Origin of the sequence: Pseudomonas sp. fls2-241-R2A-110, assembly GCF_030209165.1 — a bacterium.
In the GTDB taxonomy this organism is placed as follows: Bacteria; Pseudomonadota; Gammaproteobacteria; order Pseudomonadales; family Pseudomonadaceae; genus Aquipseudomonas.
In genome coordinates, this window is the sequence record NZ_JARVSN010000006.1 from 128,086 (window position 1) to 149,546 (window position 21,461).

The window sequence follows — 21,461 nt, forward strand, 5'->3', positions numbered from 1 at the left end:
CATGGTCGCCTCTCTTGTAGAGCATCTAGGGATGTACCTGCCGCTGATGTTGTGATATTTGCAGGTCGCTAAGATGCATTGGTTAGGGAGTTCGATTTGATGAGTGGTTTATTCAGTATGGTTACTTCAAAAATCTGGCAAGTCGTAGCGCGTTTTTCTCGAGGGCTGCGCTCTTTTTTGGCCAAATCTAAAGCGTTCATTCGGCCTTTTTACCAGAAGTTTCCTTTCCTTGTGTGGGTTCGTGTCCGTATACATCTGTTTTTCAAGCGTTTGCGCGAAAACATAATGTTGGTGATTTACTCGCGAAATAATACCAAGGCTATACAGGCTATATTGAATCGTCGTTTCTCACCGTTCCAGAACCCGTCGATCGTCCACGCGCAACCCGTTATTGATGTGTCGGTGGTGACGTTCAATAGTGGCAAGTGGATTGATGGTTTTTTTGAATCGTTAAAGGCGCAAAGTTATCCGCTCAGCAAATTGAATATGTTCTTTGTTGATAACGGATCTTCAGACAACACCCTCGAAGCATTGCAACGTTGGCAGGCATTGCTTGGTGAGGAAGTGGCTGGTTTCGACATTCTGGAAGGCGACAATGTCGGGTTTGGTGCGGGGCATGAAAAGGCAATCAATAAAGGGCGCGCTGAGTATTTTCTTGTTAGTAACGTGGATATCGTTTTTGCCAAAGACTCTATAACCAGAGTGGTAGCTGCTGCTTTGGCCGATGCCAAGGCTGAGGTGGCATCCTGGGAGTTGAGGCAGGCACCTTATGAGCACCCTAAATATTACGATCCGGTAACATTGGAAACCAACTGGTCGTCCCATGCTTGCGTGCTCGTAAGAAGGTCAGCTTACGTTGAAGTCGGTGGATACGAGCGCGAGATCTTCATGTATGGCGAAGACGTCGAGCTGTCCTATCGCTTCAGATCCTATGGATACCAACTCAAGTATTGCCCATCCGCCGTTGTTTATCATTACACCTATGAGCATGAGCATCATGTAAAACCGATACAGTATACCGGCAGCACGCTGGCCAATGCTTATATCAGACTGCGCTACGGGAATTTGAGCGATAGAGTGGGTGGCTTTATCTTGCAATGCCTGCTTTTACTCCGTCCAGAACCCTATGCTGGTGCCCGTCGTGATGTGTTCCGAAACTTCGGTGTGATATTCAAGAAGGCTCGGTATTTTATGCGGGGCAAGGGGCCGAGTGAAAACTGCTATTTCCCTTTCAGGGGCTTTGATTATGAAATGATCAGGGATGGGGCGTTCTGGGAGGTGGGTGAGCCATTGGCCGATTACCCTCTTGTTACTGTGGTTACTCGAACTTACAAGAATCGAGGAGAGTTTCTTAGACAGTCCATGATGTCTGTGTGTAATCAGACGTACCCGAATATCGAGTTGATAGTCGTTGAGGATGGCGGTTCTACGATGAGCTCGGTTGTGGCAGATTTCGAATTTCCGGAGGGCATGAGTGTTAGTTACTACTCCCTCGATAAGGTCGGTCGTTCGGTGACCGGTAATTATGGTTTGGAAAAGGCAGCCGGAAAATACTGCATGTTTCTCGATGATGATGATTTGCTCTTTGCGGATCATGTTGAGGTGCTTGTTGGTGCGTTGGCGAAAAATGCCGACGCGGTAGCGGCTTACTCATTGGCGCTGGAAGTCGGTACTGTTGCCAGTGGCGTGGAAGGGCAATATTTTGAGGTTAGCCATGCGGTACCTGCGATTCTAAAGCAAGAATATGACTATGAGGTCCTGCTGGATCACAACTATATAGCGATCCAGTCTCTGCTTTTTCAAAAGGATCTCTTCTTGCAACGAGGCGGATTTCAAACCGACATGAGCAGTCTCGAAGACTGGAATCTTTGGTTGCGGTATGGTTATTGTAATAAGTTTGTTTATGTGCCAAAAACCACGTCGTTGTTTAGAACTCCTGGTGATCCCACTGTGCGTGTAGAGCGGCATATGCAGTTACACGACGCTTATTATATTGCCAAGAATCACGCAGTGAAAATGTGTAAGAGCTATACCTAAGTTCGTGCTTTAGCAGTTTTGTAAATTGGGTCATTCCGCGTGAGTGGCTCTTTTTTATATTTCTCAACCGATGTAGCTCTGGGTCGTTAGTCGAAGTGGTTGGTTTTGTATACGGTTTATTGGTTTTTTGCTCCTCGATATTCTGGCTTTTTTCAGATGGACGGCTGCAGCCCTTTAAAGTACGCAAATCTGGCTGTTTCGGGAGGGGCGGGGGCGGGCCGGGATGGTTTTGAGCGGTACCCGCCCTGTGTCCCGTCAACGATTTAGTCCGCCGTGTGCCTGCCTGGGTTTGAGATGTTTTTCGCTCTTGGCGGTAGGGTGTTGAGCCTTTTCTGTTGGGGCTGCAGCTAGACCATAGGTATGGAGCCCGGTATTTCGGAGCTATTTTGAATGTTAAGACCAAAAAATGTTATAAATCAGTTTTGGTTGGTTTCGCGCTTGTTTGCTCCGGGTCAGTGACTGCGTTTGAGGTTCGCTCGGCCCAAGGGGGCTAACGTCGTCGACGTAAAGTCGTCGCTGGAACCAGGGAGTGGTCATTTGCAAGTGTTACCCTTTTATGTAGGGCTATGGTTGTAGCCGTCTCACAGGGTGTTCGAATTAGTGCAGATAATTTACTCGTTTGGAAGTGCGTTGCTGAGAGTCAGCATGCCCATAGGATTTTTTGACGCATATGCTAAATATTAGTGATTTGTCATCAGTGGACAAACAAAAAGTCTTTGACTATCTCAAGTGGAACAGTTTCCGTTCCGAGAAGTACAAGGTTTTATACGTTAGTACCCCCAAGGTTGCGAGTACTTCCCTGAAGTGGTGGTTTGCGTCACTGGAAGGTTGTGCGCAGGCCTTGCGTGGCGTCGGTGAGGCTGCGGGAAGCAATTCTGATCAAGTTGTTCACGAGATTTACAAGGTTGCGCCCCATGTCAGCGGGCTGGAAATAGACGACCTTTTGGAGCCTCTTCTTTCTGATACATATTTTCGATTTGCCGCTGTACGAAACCCTTATAAGCGCATCTTCTCTGCATGGCAGTCGAAAATACTGTTGCAAGATCCGGAGCAGGTCGCATCGTATCCAAAGTTTGAGTTATTACAGCAGCCGGTAAAAAGCGTAGCGGATATTGCTTCGGCTTTTGAGGCGTTTCTGGAGTATCTCGCTAGCAATAGCGCATCTTCACCTGAAAAAGATTTTTGGGCGCCTCAAGCCACGCTATTGCGTCCGGATTTGATCAATTATTCCTTGTTGGTCAAAATTGAAAACTCCTCTGAACTGCATAAAGCATTATCGGAGCACTTCGGTGAGCAGGCCACCGATCCTTTCGCAGAGCCTTCACCAAGTGAAAATGTCATTCCCTTCCTTCCTGCTTTTATAACGGAACGAAGTGCGAATTTGATTAAAGAGTTGTACGCCGAAGATTTTGATGTCTTCGGATATGACAGGCAGGTACCAGAACGTACAGAAGCGTTTACGGTAGAGCAGTTGGATCTCGCGTTTGACGCGGCCAGGCTGATTCGGGAAAGTCGTCAACAAATAGGTGCGCGCGCCCTTCAAATCCAGGATTTGACTCAACAGATCGAGGATTTAAATCAGCGTATTGCGTCGTTGAATCCGACTCTGTTCGAACGTGAATCGCAGTTAAAAGAGCTCATGGGTTCTTTGGTTAAGCGTGACCGGCATATCGCCAGTCTTGAGCAATCTGTGGGTGTGCTCAACAGGCAGTTAGTCGATCTCAAAGCCGTTTTGGTTGATCACGAAAAAGAGAATGTCAGTCTGAAGGCTGATCTGCTCAAGACGCAGCAGGAACTCCAGGCACTACTCTCTTCGCATTCCTGGCGTTTAATGTCGTCTGTGCGCGTGATTTCAGGGTTTGTGCGAGAGTCTGTCCATAACGTCAGAACGCTGACATGGAGTAAAGTTGTCGACTCGTTAAGGCGGCGTCGAGAGCTTTATAACGAAAACACTCTTCGTGAGATTCAAGAAAGCGGGTTGTTTGATCCGGAATATTACCTGGCCAATAATGCAGATGTTCGTGCAAAAGGTACTGATCCACTCAAGCACTACATGCTCAAGGGCTGGATAGAAAATCGCAATCCTTGCGCCGCTTTCAGTCCTTCGGATTATCTGTTGGCCAACCCTGATGTTGCCGAGGCTCAGGTTCATCCGCTGCTTCACTACATTCAATGCGGACAGCTCGAAGGTCGTCCAATCAGATTGCCAGTTCGCATTTGCGAAATGACGGCGGTCAAGCGTCGTCCTGTCGGGCGTAATGCGATTTTCAATCCGTATGGTGAATATACACCGATACCGGTCCTAAAGGCTGTGCTCGAGGCACAGATCGAAGCCGTCAAAAAGTCAGGATTGTTCGACGAGAAGTACTACCTTGCGATGTACAGCGATGTACCGGAGGTCTCGGTAGATCCGCTCAGGCACTACTGTGAACAAGGCTGGCGCGAAGGTAAAAATCCTTCCATGGACTTTGATACGCGCGCCTACCTCGCAATGTACAAAGACATTCAACACATTGGTCTCAACCCGCTTTGGCATTACATTGTGACTGGCGCGGCAGAGCATAGAATAGCGGTACCGGATGCACTCATTAATCACGAAAACGACATCCGTTTTGGTGAAGTTAACAGCGACATCAAGTTGCTCGCGTTCTATGTATCGCCTGACTGGGAGGCGTTGCGTAGTGCCAGATTCGCTGCTAAAGGCAATTCGCAGCGACCACGCCCTGACAAGATGCTTGGGTTGTATGATTCGTTGGATGGGCGTGTGCTCACCCAGCAGGCACTCAGCGCCAAGAGCCATGGCTTTTTTGGCTTTTGCTTCAAACTGAGCGCAGATTCGGTTGTGCAAGCGTCGCCACAGCCTCTGGACATTTTTCTTGCCCACACAGAAATCGACTTTAATTTCTGCGTTCAAATAGATTTGCATCAGGAAGGCCTGGCGAACAACTTGATTACGCCTGTTGTTGCAGTTCTAGCTGATAAGCGCTGTGTGCAGGTTGATGAGCGCCCCGTCATAGTTGTTAAGCTCAATGAGTACGACGAAGACATCGTTGATTCAATTCGCAAGCTGCGTGAGCGATTGAATGAACTGTGTGACGGCGTGTACCTGATTGCTCAGTTTGGTTTCGCGGGTTCGGAAGAGTTGGCGCAGGACCTGGATGGTTTGTGTGACGCCGCGCTTGATCTTTCTGCAGACCCTGTGCCCGGCGAAACTGGCGTATTTACACCGCAAAACAAGAATGGAATAGATACCGTTCCCTATAATCTCGTTGCGTCGCAAGGGATCGTGCGAGCGCAGAAAACACACCTTCGTGCTACTCCGGTTTTCCACGCTATTTCATTAGGGCGTGATGAAACTGCGCTTAAGCAATATTCACCTCTGGTGTATTCGCGCTTTCATATTCGTGACTATGGACGTTGGCTTGACGCGGCGATCAGAGGCGCGAGAAAGGCTCTCCCCGAGGATCGCCGTCTACTGTTTGTGAATGCCTGGAACAATTGGCAGGAAGGGCTTTTCCTTGAGCCAGACAGTATCACCGGTTTTGGTCGATTGAACGAAACAACACGCGCTTTGCTGGATATTGATTCCAGCACCATTATGCCAAAAGTTTCGGTAATTGTTCCAAATTATAATCATGAAAGCTACCTTGCTCGTCGGCTGGATAGTATTTATGGTCAGACTTACAAGAATATAGAAGTTATCCTGATGGATGACTGTTCGACTGATGATAGCCGTTCGGTGTTAACTGGTTATGCGGAAAAGTACCCTGATGTAACGCGTTTGTTGTTCAATGAGACGAATTCGGGTGGCGTTTTTCATCAGTGGGCTAAGGGGATCAAGGCGGCCACAGGTGACCTGGTATGGGTCGCTGAAAGCGATGACTACTGTGATGAGCGCTTCCTGGAGGCGCTTGTTAGTTGTTTTGACGATGAAGCGGTCATGCTTGCGTACTCAAAATGTGAGTTCGTAACCACCGACGAAGTCGTTATGCCTGACCAGTTCCTTAACTATGTAAGTGATCTGGAGTGTGCGAATAAATGGGCCGGTTCCTATGTAAGCACGGCGCATAACGAAGTGCGCTCGGCGTTGGGTATCAAAAATACAATACCTAATGCCAGTGGCGTGCTTTTCAAACGCCCCGTTGATATGCCACTGCTGGATGATCAGTCGTGGCTATCAATGAAAGTTGCCGGTGACTGGGTCTTCTATTTGCACATCCTGCGCGGCGGAAAAATTGCTTACTCCACTGAGGGTACAAACTTCTTCCGTCGACATTATGCAAGTACTGCAAACACCACTTATCGCAAAGAGGTCTTTTATCGCGAGCTCGGGGTGGCCAACAGAACGGTTCAGTCCCTCTACAATGTTCCGATGTCGGTGCTTGAGGCTTGCGAGGAATCCAGCAAGAAACTGTATGACCACTATGTTGGGGGCTCCGCAGAAGAGTTTCTACGTTGGTATGATCATGATTCAATTGTTCGTGCAAGGGCTGACCGACTGCCGAACGTGATGGTTTCCACCATTGGCTTCTATCCGGGCGGTGCCGAAATTCTTCCGATTCGACTGGCAAACGAGTTTAAACGCCAGGGTATTTCCGTTTCCTTGTTTAGCGCCGGGATACCAAAACGCGAAGACGGTGTTCGCAAGATGCTGAGAAACGACGTGCCGGTGATCGAGACGTCGAATATCGAATCAGTGAAAGAGATCATTCATGATTTCGGAATTGAAGCACTTAATAGCCACCAGTGGTACGTTCAGAAGTATCCGGTCGATGTCCCGGATGTTTTTTCCGAGCTTGGCGCCCACGTGGCTGCTCTGCACGGGATGATTGAACATGGCAATGGAGTGACTGATGAACAGTTGCGCATTGCTGACAAGGGTGTCAGTACATGGGTCTATACCGCTGAGAAGAATCTTGTTCCTTTCTCGGACATCTCGCTGTACGACAAGTCTTCTCCCCGTTTCGTCAAGGTTCCTAACGGGTTGCAGCCGCCGGAAATTATTCCAATCTCGCGCGTGCAGATGGGTATACCGGAAGAGGCTTTTGTATTGTGTTGTGTCAGTCGGGCAATTCCCGATAAAGGCTGGGGCGAAGCTATCCAGGCGGTAGAACTTGCGCGATCACTTTCCGGTCGGGACATCCGTATTATATTGGTCGGTAATGGCCTGGTGTACGACGAGTACTGTCAAGCAGGTGCGCCGGACTTCGTTTACCTGGCTGGTTTTAGTGATAACTCTGTAGGCCATTATGCTGCCGCGGACATGGGCATCATGTTATCGACCTTCAGGTCCGAAAGTTTCCCTCTGACCATTGTAGATTGTCTGTTTGCCGGCAAGCCATACATTGCCACAGACGTAGGCGACATCAAAAACATGCTGACGATAGAGAGCGGCGTTGCTGGGGAGATCATCGAGTTGGAAGATTGGGTCGTCCCAATCGAGAGCGCGGGCCGCGCAATTGCGGCGTTCGCGACAGATGAACGGAAATACAAGGAAGCCGTCGGTCTGGTGAAAGACGTTTCCAGTCGATATCGAATTGACGCCGTTGCTTCTCAATACCTTCGTTTGTTCGAGCGTGACATTCAGCTGAGCAGGGCGGAGTCGGCGAAGGCCGAAGGCGCTGGCATGACTGTCCAGTAGCTGTAGCCGGACTTGCTGTATGCGGGACAGCTAGCGTTTAGAGGAGAGCTCACAAGCAGGTCCGGCTGATTGCCAGGCCTGCACTGAGAGCGAGACGGGTGTCTCCGGCAATTTGGTAAGCCGCTTCTCTTGACGTATCATTAGCCCCGTCACAGAGTGTTCAGTTAAATAATAAAGTGTAGGTCGTTGCAATGGTTGCCAAGGAGGGGGCAGGTCAAGCCCGCCTTGTCTGCTGCGGCACAAGGCGGCAGTTTCAACCATATCAAGCGCTGGAGGGCAACGTTGAATAATTCCGAGAACACTTCTCCTAATCCCGTTAAGCGGTCCCTGGTTTTGGGGGGGCGTGGTTTCATAGGCACCCACTTGATAGACGCATTGCTCGATCAGGGGCATTTTGTGCGCTGTTTCGATCGTCCCAATGTGGCACCGTTGGGTGAATCCCACTTCAGTCATCCTAATTTCGAGCTTTGCGAAGGAGACTTCACCAGTGAGGCTGAAGTCGCCAAGGCATTGGAAGGTTGCGATGTTTGCTATCACCTGGTGTCTACTACACTCCCCAAGTCTTCAAATGCTGATCCCGTCTTCGATGTGGAGAGCAATGTCGTTGCGACCATCCGCCTGCTAAACCTCGCGGTGAAGTCCGGCTTGAGGAAGATTATTTTTATCTCCTCCGGAGGCACGGTGTATGGAGATCCCACGCAAGTACCTATTCCAGAAACCCATGCTACCGACCCGGCCTGTTCCTACGGAATTTCCAAGTTGGCGATCGAGAAGTATTTAGCGCTTTTCCATCGCTTATACGGCCTTGATTATACTGTTCTACGTCTTGCAAACCCCTTTGGTGAGGGGCAGCGCACCTATGCTAGCCAAGGCGCGGTAGCCGTATTCCTTGGCAAAGTCCTGCGTGGCGAGACGGTTGAGATTTGGGGCGATGGCACGGTTGTACGCGACTACATTCATGTCTCTGATGTGGTGAGAGCGTTGTTGGCATCGTCAGTGCAATCCGGTGAAGAGCATGTGTTCAATATCGGGTCAGGACGCGGACATAGTCTCAATGAGGTTCTTGACGCAATCGAGAGGGTCACGGGGCGAAATGTCAGTCGTGAATACTTGTCGGGTCGCGGATTTGACGTGCCTGTCAGTGTTCTGGACATCGAGCGCGCCAAACAGTCTTTGGGGTGGGCTCCTTTCGTTAGTTTCGATCATGGATTGGAGCGCTTTGCGGCTTGGTTATCGGATAATCCGGAATAACCACATTGATTTAACGATGTAAACACACCATACGCCTGCCTCTCGGAAGGTTACGATCTTTGGGAAGGCTTCAAACGCGAGAGGGGCTTAAAACGTCAACTCGAGCTGTAGAGGGGCACCATCCGGCTGGTTATGACGAAAGAAAAAACCGTCCAGAATATTACGTATAAAAGCGCCGATTTGTTAGATATGTTTGCATCCGCGAACATCATCAATCAAATCGGCGTTCTTGTTTCTGCATTTCCTGTCATCCGTGAAAGACTATTTTTACGCGCCTGTAGCTAATTTATCGGTGATCGGCAGGTGCGTCTTGTTGAGTCTAGTCAATGGACTAATTGTTTCTCTTTCAATAGTTTTCGTGTGATGGTATTAACTTGCATAACCCACCAGTCATCAAAGCGAGAGAGTGGCACTGCTAGTGCTATTGAAGTGGTAGCAGTGACAATAAATACGATAATTAAGCTTTGTGTGTTGCTGATGCTGTGATTTGCAAGTTTGATATATACGTAGCTTGATAGCGAGCAGATCACAAGGGTGTGTACAAGATAGAGTGGAAAACTGATTTTTCCAATGCCTCTTAATAGTTTCCCATTCAGGTTTTTAAATACCTTCTGATTGTTCATGGTTGCGAAAATTATGCAAGCGGAACCAAGTGTATGGAGCAAGGTTTGGGCGTGTGGTTTTATAGTGTCTGGGATCGCTGAAGCCCATACGTATGATTTTTCCGGGATCATGTATCCGAGCATGTAAAGCCCGAAAATAATTAATGCTATGGAGGCGAGGAAGGGGATTTCATATTTGTTTTTGGCCAGATAAACAGAAAGAAATGTACCGGCAACGAAGGGGAATATGAAGTCGTTATAGAATAGTGCTGATATTGAAATAATGATGAAGGCGTAAATAAGGTGGCGGTATTCTAGTATTACTGAAATAAAGCATGCAAGCATAAAGACAATCATGCTGCCGAAAAACTCGGCTTTCATAGTCCAAAGGTTTGTATTGTAATTGTCTTCTCCTGTGAAAAAAGTTGTAATGCCTTGCGTTAAGGCGCCCCAAAAGCTCGGTTCAAACCCTGGCGTCCATCCGTAAGCAAATGTCGCAAGCCATGGGCTCAAGCTAAGTTGTGAAGCATCGTGGAAATAGTAAAAGCCAAGCTTGAATAAGCAGTAACTTGCGACAGTGGTAATCGTTACTGTGGCGGCTAGTCTCGGAAATCTTTTAAGAAATGCCAAAAGCAGTTTTTGAGGGTTTTCATGATTAAAATAGGACCAGCATAAAACAAACCCGGAAAGGGTGAAGAAAAAACCGACAGCTGCTGTGCCGTTAAAAAGAGCAAAATACGGCTGTCCTATTAAGCTGTTCTTGTCTCGTGCTTCCCCTAATAATCCAGTTGTATATGGGGAAAACCCTAAGAAAAAATGGTGAACAAGCACAATAAATGCAGCTATTCCCCTATAGGCTTCAAGGGGAAATAGTCTATTGCTTCCAGTTTCCAATTTTGCTGACATGTCAGGCCTTGAATATTTATCGTTTGATCTATGAAGCGGGATAATAGGCATATTTATTTGTTTTGACTAGCCTTGGCCCATAGCTGGTGGGGGGGGGGCAGCAAATGGCGTCGTCTCTTTCCGCGCTGCGGAAATTTCCACGCGGTCACCGGATTTTTTGACGATCACCTCTGGCGCAGGTAGGTGAATAACGTCACCCATAATGGCTCGTACAACCGGGGTTGTGAGGCTATCGATACTTTTTTTTGGGAGGGTATTGGGGGCAGATAAACATTTTCGGCGTTTGTGTCGCGTTGCTTCATGAGATGTAGCTTGCATGAGGTTTTGTTGCTTTGGCTTCTGCGCTGCGATGGCTACGCGGCTACTTTCATAAAAAACCGAGGTTTATCTTAACTTGATAAAATGGTTGTTTATGAGTTCACCGATTTTTTTAGCTTAATGAGGGTTGCAGGCGCGAACTAAAACATTAGTAGCCAAAATAAGCTTGGGTAACTGTTTCAGGGTCCGAGTCCATTTTTATTTTGCCGTGCTCCAGCCAAATGACCCGATTGCATGTATGCAGCACCAGGTCACGGGAGTGGCTGGCAATCACCAAAATGCTGGTGGCTTGGATCAGTTCTTTCATCCGAGCTTCTGCTTTGTGCTTGAAGCCTTCGTCCCCTACCGACAGCCATTCGTCCATGATCAATATTTCAGGTCTGATGGTCGTCGATACCGCAAAGGCCAAGCGCAAATGCATGCCGGAAGAGTACGTGCGTACCGGCATGTCAATGAAGTCACCCAGTTCTGAAAACTCAATAATTTCGTCAAGTTTCTCTGCAATATCATTTTTTGTCATCCCAAGCAGGATGCCGCGCATGAAGATGTTTTCCCTGCCGGATGCCTCCGGGTCTATCCCTAATGAAATATCAATAAGGGAAGCGACTTCGCCGCTGATACTGGCGGTGCCAGCGGAGGGTGTGTATACACCGCTCAGCAGTCTGAGTAATGTGCTTTTGCCTGCGCCGTTATGACCGAGCAACCCAACCCGGTCTCCGTCATTGAGGGAAAAAGTAAGGTCTTCCAGTGCTCTGACAATCACTCGGCCTTGGTCGTTGGCGCTGAGTTTGCCGCCTGTAGCAACTTGAATCAGTCGTTTTTTCAGAGAGCGGGCATTTGCGTTATAAATAGGGAAATCAACGCATGCGTTATGAAATTCAATAGAAGCCATAATAGTTTTCTTCTTAGAGCCAATAAGCAATGCGACGTTTATAGAGGGCATAGAATATGATCGCTATGCACCAGCCAAGCAGAGCCATACCCCCGGCCACACACCAGCTAACAGTACTCGCATCCTGTCCGAGCATAGGAGCCCTGACGATTTGTATGAGATGGTAGATGGGGTTTAAATCCAGTAAATAGGTGCCGGAGGATCGTCCCGAAAGCAGGCTTGGAAGCCACATGATTGGTGTCACATAAAAAGCAATTTGCAAAACGCTGGCAATGATTTGCGGAAGGTCACGATATCGAGCACACAGGATGCTCAGTATTAAGCTTATCCATGCCAGATTGAGAGCAACCAGTACAAAGCCTGGGATGCTCAATAGCGCTCCAAGACCCAACGGCTTTTGAACCGCCAGCAGCACCAGTGGGAAAATGACGATGTTGTGCGCGAGGATCAAAGTATTGCGCCATATCGTGCGTAGGATATGCACGAATAATGGGATGGGGAGTTGTTTGATAATACTTTCTGCCGTAATGAGGCTAGTGCAGCCCTCTAATACGCAGGTAGAAATGAAACTCCAGAAAATCATGCCCGCTGCCAGAAATGGCAGGAATTCTTTCATGGGGGAATTAAATATTTGGCCAAATACGAGGCCAATAGTACCAATCATAACGCCCATGCTGATGGTGAGCCAAAACGGTCCGACAGCAGAGCGCCTATACCGTTGACGTACGTCCTGCCATCCGAGCATGCCTACCAGAGAATAGCGCTTTACAGCCGTCGCTATATCTGCCACGGCGGCGGTAATTGAGTTGTTTAGCATTCGAAACACCGGGTTGTCAAAACAGTCAATGATTGTAATCTTGTAGGAGGAGGTAGTGTCACTTTTTCCATCCCGTTCAGTTTCCAGTTTTTACGCTCGCGGGGTGTGCTCCGCTTAGAATGCCTCCCCCCAGTTGCAGGGCGGGGCATAAAGTCTGTAGCTATTTCGTATGGCGCGCGCTCGTTACGATCACAAGCTTGAGCTATTCGTTCAAAAAGCAGGGCTTGTGTCGACTGGTGATATTGTGCTAGCGCTAAGAAATAACGTCTCTGCCGGAGGATTTACACTTTTTCTATCATCCCACGGCCAGAGTCGAACGCCCAATAAATTTCCCTCGCCCCCCCGGAAACGCGTTTTGGGTTAAGCCGCAGCGTCTGATCGTCAATGCTCTCTAATAAATCGCCTGCTCGAGAGCGGGCAGAGCGATTAGCTAATGGTTACCGACGAGCAGTTTCGCGGCAGCAACGATTCGTGATTTTCGAGCGAGTCTTGCGTCCGTGCTATGTCAGTCCGGCGGGCCGGTCAGAAGGGCGAATTATAGCGGCGTTTTCAGTAAAACGCTCCTTCCTGACCCTGCCATCTGCAAGTATTGGGCGATCTCGTCCTCATGAGGTTACAATGCCGATCGACGATCGCGTAAAAGGAGGGGGCTACGGGCTCGAACGCTTGAATGGATAAAATACGCAGAGTGTTGCTTGGTTTACCTCGCAGGCAAAAAAGACTGATACAGGTCGCCACCGATGTGGTTTTGGTGTGGGTCGCTTTGTGGCTGGCCTTTATTGTTCGCCTCGGTATCGACGACGTATACAATCCACTAAAGTCGCATTTCTGGCTCTTCGTCAGCGCCTCGATTATCGCCATCCCCCTTTTCGTACGCTTTGGCATGTACCGCGCTGTCATGCGCTACTTCGGTAATGATGCACTGATTGCCATCGTCAAGGCTGTCAGTCTGTCCTCGCTCATCCTTGCCGTGGTGGTCTACTGGTACAGCAATCACGAAGTCGTCGTGCCGCGCTCCATCATCTTCAATTATTGGTGGCTAAGCCTGGTAATCATTGGCGGCCTGCGTCTGTGCATGCGTCAGTATTTCATGGGTGATTGGTTCACCGCTGCGCAGCACGTACCGTTTGTAAATCGAGACGATGGTTTGACCAAGGTCGCCGTTTACGGTGCTGGCGTCGCGGGTAACCAGTTGGTTGCAGCTTTGCGCATGGGACGTGTGATGCGTCCAGTGGCGTTTGTCGATGACGATTCCTCTATCGCGGATCGTTCGATTGCCGGGTTGCAGGTCTTTAAGCCCAAGCATATTCAGCAGATGATCGATGTGACTGGTGCTCAGGAAATCCTTTTGGCGTTGCCGTCTTCGACTCGTGCGCGGCGTAGGGAAATTCTCAATTTTCTGGAGGACTTCCCGCTCCATGTGCGCAGTGTTCCGAATTTCACTGATCTGGCCAGTGGTCGGGTCAAAGTGGACGACATTCAGGAAGTAGACATTGCTGATCTGTTGGGGCGGGATTCGGTGCCGGCGCAGCCTGATTTGTTGGCTCGATGCGTCAAGGGCAAGACGGTTTTGGTGACGGGGGCAGGCGGTTCGATCGGTTCCGAACTTTGTCGTCAGATTTTCTCCCTGGGGCCAACCACTCTGTTGTTGTTCGATCATAGCGAATTCAATCTCTACAGCATTTTGTCCGAACTCGAGCATCGTATTTCTCGTGAGTCGTTGTCTGTCCGGTTGTTGCCGATACTGGGGTCGATTCGTCATCCCCATAAACTTCTCGATGTGATGAAAACCTGGAATGTGGACACGGTTTACCACGCGGCGGCCTATAAGCACGTGCCGATGGTTGAGCACAACATTGCTGAGGGCGTGCTGAACAATGTGATTGGGACACTCAATACCGCTCAGGCTGCATTGGAGTCCGGTGTGGCAAACTTTGTGCTGATCTCGACCGATAAGGCCGTACGCCCGACCAATGTGATGGGCAGCACCAAACGGTTGGCCGAGTTGACCTTGCAGGCCCTCAGTCGTGAGTTGGCGCCGGTGTTGTTCGGGGACAAGTCCAATGTGTCCCGGGTCAACAAGACCCGTTTCACCATGGTGCGGTTCGGTAATGTGTTGGGTTCATCGGGATCGGTTATTCCGCTTTTCCATCGCCAGATCAAGTCGGGTGGGCCTTTGACGGTTACCCATCCGAAGATTACCCGTTACTTCATGACCATTCCCGAGGCGGCACAGCTCGTAATCCAGGCCGGCTCCATGGGGGAGGGCGGTGATGTGTTCGTGTTGGATATGGGTGAGCCGGTCAAGATAGTCGAACTGGCGGAGAAGATGATTCACCTGTCTGGCCTGAGCATCCGTTCGGAAAAAAACCCGCACGGCGATATTGCCATTGAGTTCACTGGGCTGCGTCCCGGGGAAAAACTTTACGAAGAGTTGCTGATTGGCGACAACGTGTCGGCTACCCGGCACCCGATGATCATGAGCGCCAAGGAAGATCATTTGCCCTGGGAGGTGCTCAAAGGCAAGTTGATGGAGTTGCTGAGTGCTGTTGAGGGGGATGATTATTCGCGGGTTCGCCAACTTCTGCGTGACACTGTCAGTGGTTACGCGCCGGATGGTGAAATCGTCGACTTGATTTATCAGCAGCGTCGCCTCGAGCCTTGATCGTTACTCACTCTGCAACGGATACATTTTTGACAGAATTACCCCATGACCCAGCTTTGGGAGGCCGCTTTGGAAAAGCTGTTCTTCCTTATCAATGTCATGGAGCGTCACTTGTGGGTACAGGCTACTTCTACTGTCTGTTTTTTGCCCTTATGACCTGCGCTTCTATTGCTGCTAATGCTGCGCCTTTGGTCAAGTCCGACACCGTTACCGCGCCGATGATGCTGCAGGCTGCACTCTCGGTGGAGTCTGTAAAAGTTGATCTGAACGGGACGGGCGCGACGATCTTGCAGCGTGAACTCTCCGGAGTCGGTGAAGCCTACGTCGTGTGCCGATCACGGCTTACCTTAACCTGCGCAATCCAAAAACCTCTTTGCTGACCAACACCAACACACCTTGCTTCGCTATTTTCACGATTGGCCACAACATAACGAAAACCTTTCGGCAATCCTGGTCCAGTTCTTTGAAGACGGTGAGTTGATCGTACGTTTTGCCGGCGACTGCTTCGACCTGGCCGTCATCACCTGGCTTCGAAGATGCCCCCGAGGTTATCAGGCAGCTGACGCGCATCGCCCGCAGACTTTTTGGGACGTCCGGGGGGGGGGCGCGTTCGACTTTTAGGCTTTTCACGCGCTTGGTGAGAAAGCGCGCCCGACTGTCGATCTTTCGCGTTTTTTTGTCGTAGGTGTGTTGGAGAACCTCGGAACAAGCCCTCAGATGTGCTTGAATACGCCATGACTACCTGACCCGAGCCCTACATGAACCAGATGAGCCGTATTCGTGCGTTTTTTTACTGGCCGCGGGCTATGGTCGAACTATCAGTCGAATAAGTTTTATCGTGCCATGGAAGCTTTGGTGTTTTGAGTCTATCCGGAATTAACCAAGGATTTTTTGGTATTGTTAACTCATGGGTTAGTTACCTATTAGTAAAGTGCTGTAGGCGGTTTGTTGTTATATGAAGAATTTGAAATAAAGGGTGGGCGTGTTATGTTTGATGGCATTTCTAGAGGTCAAGTGGAGTTGATGAGATTTGGCTCATACTACTCCGAAAGATATAAGATTTTTTATGTGTCCACGCCGAAAGCGGGCTCCACTTCATTGAAGTGGTGGTTCGCTAAGCTTGAAGGTTATGTGCCTGACATCAATAAAGACCTGAAAAGTTTAGAGAGTACGCCAGAATCAACCATCCATGACACCTTTCATCTGGTTGCCCCATCAGTTACCGGTCTTTCCGAGTCCCGGCTGGGTGAGCTAGTTAACGCTGATGGGGTTTTTCGTTTTGCGGTGGTTCGAAATCCTTACGAACGCATATTTTCAGCTTGGCAATCAAAAATTTTACTTCGTGAGCCATTGCAAATAGGGCGGTATGTTAAACATGAATTTTATTGTCATAAAATAGCGAGTACCGTTGATATCTCGAATGCTTTTGAAGGTTTTCTTGAATATTTGTTGGCTGTTGAGGCTCCGAGTTTTTTGGATCCGCATTGGACTCCACAAGTAGCCTTGCTGCATCCTGATTTAATAAAGTACGACATGGTTGCGCAGTTGGAAGATACGTCGAGCCTGGAAGCAAAGCTTGAAAGTATTATAGGTGATGGGTTTATTGCCCCGTTTGTGACAAATCGAGCTAACCAAAGTCTAATTCCTTACTCAGAAAGCTTTATTACATCAAGATCTGCGGAGTTGATAAAACTTTTGTATGCTGGGGATTTTGCTGCTTTCAACTACCCTTTGGACGTACCTAAGGGTAAAGCCGAATTGAGTCAAGATGCACTCGATATGGCGCTGAAAGGGATCAGTATGATTAAAGGTCGGCACTCCAGGATCTCTGACTTTCAACTACGGATTAAAGATGCTCAGGCAGAACAATCCAAGCTTAGAGAGCTCTCTGATGGGCTTGAGGGGCGACTGAAGGGGCTAGAAGCGAAAGTTTCCACTGTGCTGACTGAGCGGGAGAATTTAAAACTTGAATTGGTTAAGCAGCGAGATGAAAATCTTTCCCTGAGGGAACAGAATCGTTCCTTGAATGAGCGAAATAAGCAGGCTCATCATCAGTTCGAAGTATTGCTGGATAGTAAACATCAGCTAACTATAGTTCTGGCCGAGTGTCTGAAAATTATATTTTCTTCCCGTCCGTGGAAAGCTATGCGAGCGGCGCGTAAGCTAATGGGGGCGGTTGAGCACCCGTTTGCACGTGTGCTTTCAAAGCATTTTAGCTTTGAATACAATAAATATTTACATGCTAACTCAGATGTGGCTGCTATCGGGGTTTCTCCAGAAGAGCACTTCCTTGTAAATGGAGCTATTGAAGGACGTCCGCTTTCTATTGAAATCCAAGAAACGGACATTTTTGATGCTGAGTTATATCGTGCTCTTTACCCTGATGTAAAAAACTCCGGCGTAGATCCAGAGGTGCATTATCGATCTACAGGTAAAAGGGAGGGGCGCATGGGAGCCATGCCTGCTCTTGAAGTTCGGGGTGCAAACGGGTCTATCGATCCATTACGTAAAACGTTTTTGGTTGTCAGTCACGAAGCTTCCAGGACAGGCGCACCTATATTAAGTCTCAATATAATTATAAACCTGTCTAAAAAGTACAACGTTGTCGCCCTTCTTCTTGGTGGGGGGGATTTAGAGGATGCATTTTTAGCTTCAGGTGCTGCGGTAATTGGGCCCGTCGCGGATATAAAAAATAACTCGGTAATTACCAAGGCGATCGTAAAACAGATACTTGAGCGTTTCAATATAGATTGCGCAATAGCGAATAGTATTGAAGCCAGATACGTACTGCCTGCTCTTGCTGAGCGGTTTGTTCCTTGCTTAAGCCTAGTGCATGAATTCGCTGCAAATACTCGACCTCGCAGTGCATTTCGAGAAGCGCTTTTTTGGTCTGGTGAGCTGATATTTTCAACAGACATTACATTGAAAAGTGCCCAGGCGGAGTACGCGGAGCTAAACAAAGGGCATACGCATATTCTTCCCCAGGGCCGCTGCCTTTTGCCTCCCGAGAACCATAGTTCTTCCGAAATCGAGAGGGAGCAACAACGCATTATAAATGCAATGCGACCTAATGGGAGTGCTGAGGGACAGGTCGTAATCCTTGGCGCCGGTTATGTGCAGCTGAGAAAGGGAGTGGACCTTTTCATTGAATGTGCTGCAAGGGTGGTCAATGCACCAGGTGGTAAAAACTGTCGTTTTGTCTGGGTTGGACAAGGCTACAATCCCGATCACGATATAGGCTATTCTGTCTATTTGGCAGATCAAATAGCGAGAGCGAACCTCGAGAAAAATGTATTCTTCATTTCCGAAACCTCCGCCATCGATACGGTGTATGAAAACTCCGATATTTTCCTGCTGACCTCGCGACTGGATCCGTTGCCCAATGTCGCCATTGATGCACTCAGCCACGGCTTACCGATTTTGTGTTTTGATAAAACTACGGGTATAGCTGACTTCTTATCTTCGTGCGGTCTTGCTGAAGAATGTGTTGCGCCGTATCTGGATACTGTATCAATGGCAGAAAAAATCCTTTCGTTAGCGAACTCTCAAAGTTTGAGAGCTGATGTCAGTAATCAGAGTCGTTCTAAATCTCAAGATTATTTCGATATGAATAAATATATTGAAAGTTTGGAACGGATTGCGCATGTTGTCGAAGCGCGAACGAAGCAGGAATATGCAGATTATTTGATCGTGAAAGACTCTGATTTGACCGATTTTGAGTTTCTCAGAGATTCTCATCGGGTAAACTTTAGTGATGGCGACCTGCTCTGTATGTACATGCGTTCTTGGGTGCGCGGAATAGGCAGAAAGAAACCTTTCCCTGGCTTTCATCCGGGTATCTACCTTGAACAGAACAATCTCGATCATCTTGAGATTGATCCGTACTCTCATTTTCTTCAGGCAGGCAAACCTCAGGGCTCTTGGCTGCGTCCAGTGCTGACGCCAAAGACAATAGTTGCCGATGTGTTGGATGACACAAAGATAGCGCTTCACATTCACGTATTCTATCCGGATTTACTCCCGGAAATTTTGCAAAGACTCAAGGCGAACAAGGTAAGGCCAGATCTATTTATCAGTGCTCCATCGTTAGAAGCTAAGCTTGAAATTTTGGCTCTATTAAAGGCTAGTAACGTAGAGGCTGTCTGTGTTGAAGTTGTTCCAAATAGAGGGAGAGACATCGGTCCCTTGCTGACTGCTTTCGGTTCAGAACTCGTACAAAATTATCAAATTGTTGGGCATATTCACACGAAGAAAACTGTTGATGTCAAAGACTTGGAGGTTGGTCGAAAATGGTTCCACTTCCTCTTGGATAATTTGTTGGGCGGAGCAGCCGGAAATATGGCTGACGTCATCGTTGGTCAAATGTGCTTGAATCCGAAATTTGGATTGATTTTTCCAGATGATTCGAATGTTGTGGGTTGGGATGCAAACGAAAAATCTGCTCAAGAACTGGCGTCACGTTTGTCCCTTGACAGACTTCCTAAAAATATTAATTTCCCGGTAGGGACGATGTTCTGGGCTCGCTCAGAAGTATTGGCGCCACTAGTCCATTTGTGTTTGAAGTGGGAAGATTATCCAGCGGAACCCCTTCCGTATGATGGCTCGTTGTTGCATGCACTAGAACGTATCATTCCCTTGGTCTGTGAAAGCGAGGGCTTTGAATATGCAGTAACGAATGTTAGAGGTAGCACACGCTAAGTCACTAATTGGCTGTTTGCCTGGCAGGCAAACAGCCAATTATTTTAATATGCTCTTAAGCCGTGTTTTTATTTTGCAACTCTGATTTACAACAGGAAAGGCGAACGGCCGGCGCCCCAATGGCGATATCGTTGACTGGACCTACCAGCAACGTCGCCTCAAGCCCGATCGTTTCACATCCTGTAACTGACACATTTTTGACAGGCTCCAGACATCGCCTAAGTTTGGGAGGCAGCTTCGGAAAAGCTGCTTTCTCAATCGATGTCATGGAGCTTCATTTATGCGTACTGGCTATTTCTACTCCCTGGTTTTTGCCCTGCTCACCAGCGCCTCTATTGCTGCAATAGCCGCGCCTGCGGTGAAGCCTGAGACAGGCAACGCACCTTTGGTGCTGGAAGTTTCCCCTCAAGCGCAAACAGGAAAAGTCGATCTTAATGGCGCTGATGCACCCACCCTGCAGCGTGAGCTGTCCGGTATCGGGGAAGCCAAGGCCAAGGCGATTGTTGCTTATCGTGACAGTAATGGTCCGTTTTCGTCCGTAGACGAATTGCTGGAAGTGAAAGGCATCGGTAAAGCGATCCTGGATAAGAATCGCGAGAAGCTGGAAGTGAACTAAGCTTTAACATCAACGCCGAGAGGCCGGTCATCGACCGGCCTTTTTGCATTGTGGCGTAAAACGAGGTGGCGTGCCTTTCATCGGAGTCAAAAAAATTACGGATATCATATTGCCTTAAGATTATGCCTATAATAATTCTCCTATTTGCCGATGCGCCCAGGCGCTCATCTCTCTATCGCATCCTCAGGAGCTCGCTCATGAACACTCTCCAGACTCAAGGTACAGCCCTCGTCACCGGAGCATCCTCCGGTATCGGTGCAATTTACGCTGAGCGTTTGGCGGCTCGTGGTTTTGATTTGTTGCTGGTTGCTCGTGACGAGCAGCGGTTGGAGGCTGCAGCGAGCACGTTGCGCGCCGACCATGGCATTAAGGTGGAAGTGCTCAAGGCGGATCTCACAAAAAAAGATGATGTGCTGAAGGTTGAGCAACGGCTTCGCAGTGATTCGAGTATCAGCCTGTTGCTCAACAACGCAGGCGTAGCTGCCGATGGTTTGTTGGCAAACGCCGACTTGGAGCAACTGGAGCGATTGATCCAGCTGAACGTTACGACAGTCACTCGCCTGGCATCGGCAGCAGCTGCCAGTTTTGCCAAGGCTGGGCGCGGCTCGATCATCAATATTGCCTCGGTGGTGGCGTTGTTCCCCGAGCGGTTCAACGCGACTTACAGCGCCAGCAAGGCTTATGTTTTGAGCCTGACCCAGTCGTTGAACGCCGAGCTGGAAGGTACTGGGGTCAAGGTCCAGGCGGTGTTGCCAGGCGTAACACGCACCGAGATCTGGGAGCGTTCCGGTATCGATGCAACACAGATTCCAGCGGATATGGTCATGGAGGCGGGGGAGATGGTGGACGCTGCGTTATCCGGCCTGGACCAGGGTGAGCTGATCACCATTCCCTCGCTACCGAACGCCTCCGACTGGGACAACTTTGTAAAAGCCCGCCTGGTCATGGCGCCTAATCTTTCCAAAAGTACGGCCGCCGCGCGCTATAAGTAAGGCGCCTTCAATCGGTTTGAGGTAAT

10 protein-coding genes and 1 pseudogene are annotated in these 21,461 nt (G+C 48.9%); 8 read left to right on the top strand and 3 right to left on the bottom strand.

All coding sequences use genetic code 11. From position 1 onward, the window contains the following. Positions 1–99: 99 nt before the first annotated feature. The 3 genes from QRN31_RS04760 to QRN31_RS04770 all read left to right on the top strand — a co-directional run bounded on the left by QRN31_RS04760 (position 100) and on the right by QRN31_RS04770 (position 8,929). Positions 100–2,037 (top strand): glycosyltransferase family 2 protein, encoded by a 1,938-nt coding sequence (locus QRN31_RS04760; RefSeq protein WP_285430512.1) that lies wholly within the window; start codon positions 100–102, stop codon positions 2,035–2,037. Between the two features lie 697 nt (positions 2,038–2,734). Next, positions 2,735–7,678 (top strand): glycosyltransferase, encoded by a 4,944-nt coding sequence (locus QRN31_RS04765; RefSeq protein ID WP_285430513.1) that lies wholly within the window; start codon positions 2,735–2,737, stop codon positions 7,676–7,678. A 282-nt stretch (positions 7,679–7,960) separates the two neighbouring features. Next, positions 7,961–8,929 carry an NAD-dependent epimerase/dehydratase family protein gene (locus QRN31_RS04770; RefSeq protein WP_285430514.1) on the top strand — a complete coding sequence of 323 codons (969 nt, stop codon included), beginning with the start codon at positions 7,961–7,963 and terminating at the stop codon, positions 8,927–8,929. Between the two features lie 323 nt (positions 8,930–9,252). Here QRN31_RS04770 and QRN31_RS04775 read toward each other — a convergent pair whose 3' ends face one another. From QRN31_RS04775 to QRN31_RS04785, 3 genes are all read right to left on the bottom strand, one after another. Beyond that, positions 9,253–10,437 (bottom strand): acyltransferase family protein, encoded by a 1,185-nt coding sequence (locus QRN31_RS04775; protein ID WP_285430515.1) that lies wholly within the window; start codon positions 10,435–10,437, stop codon positions 9,253–9,255. Positions 10,438–10,903: 466 nt separating this feature from the next. Further along, positions 10,904–11,647: an ABC transporter ATP-binding protein gene (locus tag QRN31_RS04780; protein WP_285430516.1), complete on the bottom strand. Its 744-nt coding sequence runs from the start codon at positions 11,645–11,647 to the stop codon at positions 10,904–10,906. 13 nt (positions 11,648–11,660) lie between these two features. Further along, positions 11,661–12,464 (bottom strand): ABC transporter permease, encoded by an 804-nt coding sequence (locus QRN31_RS04785; protein ID WP_285430517.1) that lies wholly within the window; start codon positions 12,462–12,464, stop codon positions 11,661–11,663. A gap of 670 nt (positions 12,465–13,134) precedes the next feature. Between QRN31_RS04785 and QRN31_RS04790 the strand changes: the two genes are divergently transcribed. The 5 genes and pseudogenes from QRN31_RS04790 to QRN31_RS04815 all read left to right on the top strand — a co-directional run bounded on the left by QRN31_RS04790 (position 13,135) and on the right by QRN31_RS04815 (position 21,435). Then, positions 13,135–15,129, top strand: coding sequence for a polysaccharide biosynthesis protein (locus QRN31_RS04790; RefSeq protein ID WP_285430518.1), 1,995 nt, complete (start codon positions 13,135–13,137; stop codon positions 15,127–15,129). Between the two features lie 328 nt (positions 15,130–15,457). After that, a pseudogene (locus QRN31_RS04795) lies at positions 15,458–15,709 on the top strand (class I SAM-dependent methyltransferase); the annotation flags it as partial. A 407-nt stretch (positions 15,710–16,116) separates the two neighbouring features. Continuing rightward, positions 16,117–19,827: a rhamnan synthesis F family protein gene (locus QRN31_RS04805; RefSeq protein ID WP_285430519.1), complete on the top strand. Its 3,711-nt coding sequence runs from the start codon at positions 16,117–16,119 to the stop codon at positions 19,825–19,827. 280 nt (positions 19,828–20,107) lie between these two features. Beyond that, positions 20,108–20,443: a ComEA family DNA-binding protein gene (locus tag QRN31_RS04810; RefSeq protein WP_259152514.1), complete on the top strand. Its 336-nt coding sequence runs from the start codon at positions 20,108–20,110 to the stop codon at positions 20,441–20,443. A gap of 197 nt (positions 20,444–20,640) precedes the next feature. After that, the gene (locus QRN31_RS04815) at positions 20,641–21,435 is read left to right on the top strand and encodes an SDR family NAD(P)-dependent oxidoreductase (protein WP_285430520.1); all 795 of its coding nucleotides are present in this window, start codon (positions 20,641–20,643) and stop codon (positions 21,433–21,435) included. Positions 21,436–21,461: the final 26 nt, after the last annotated feature.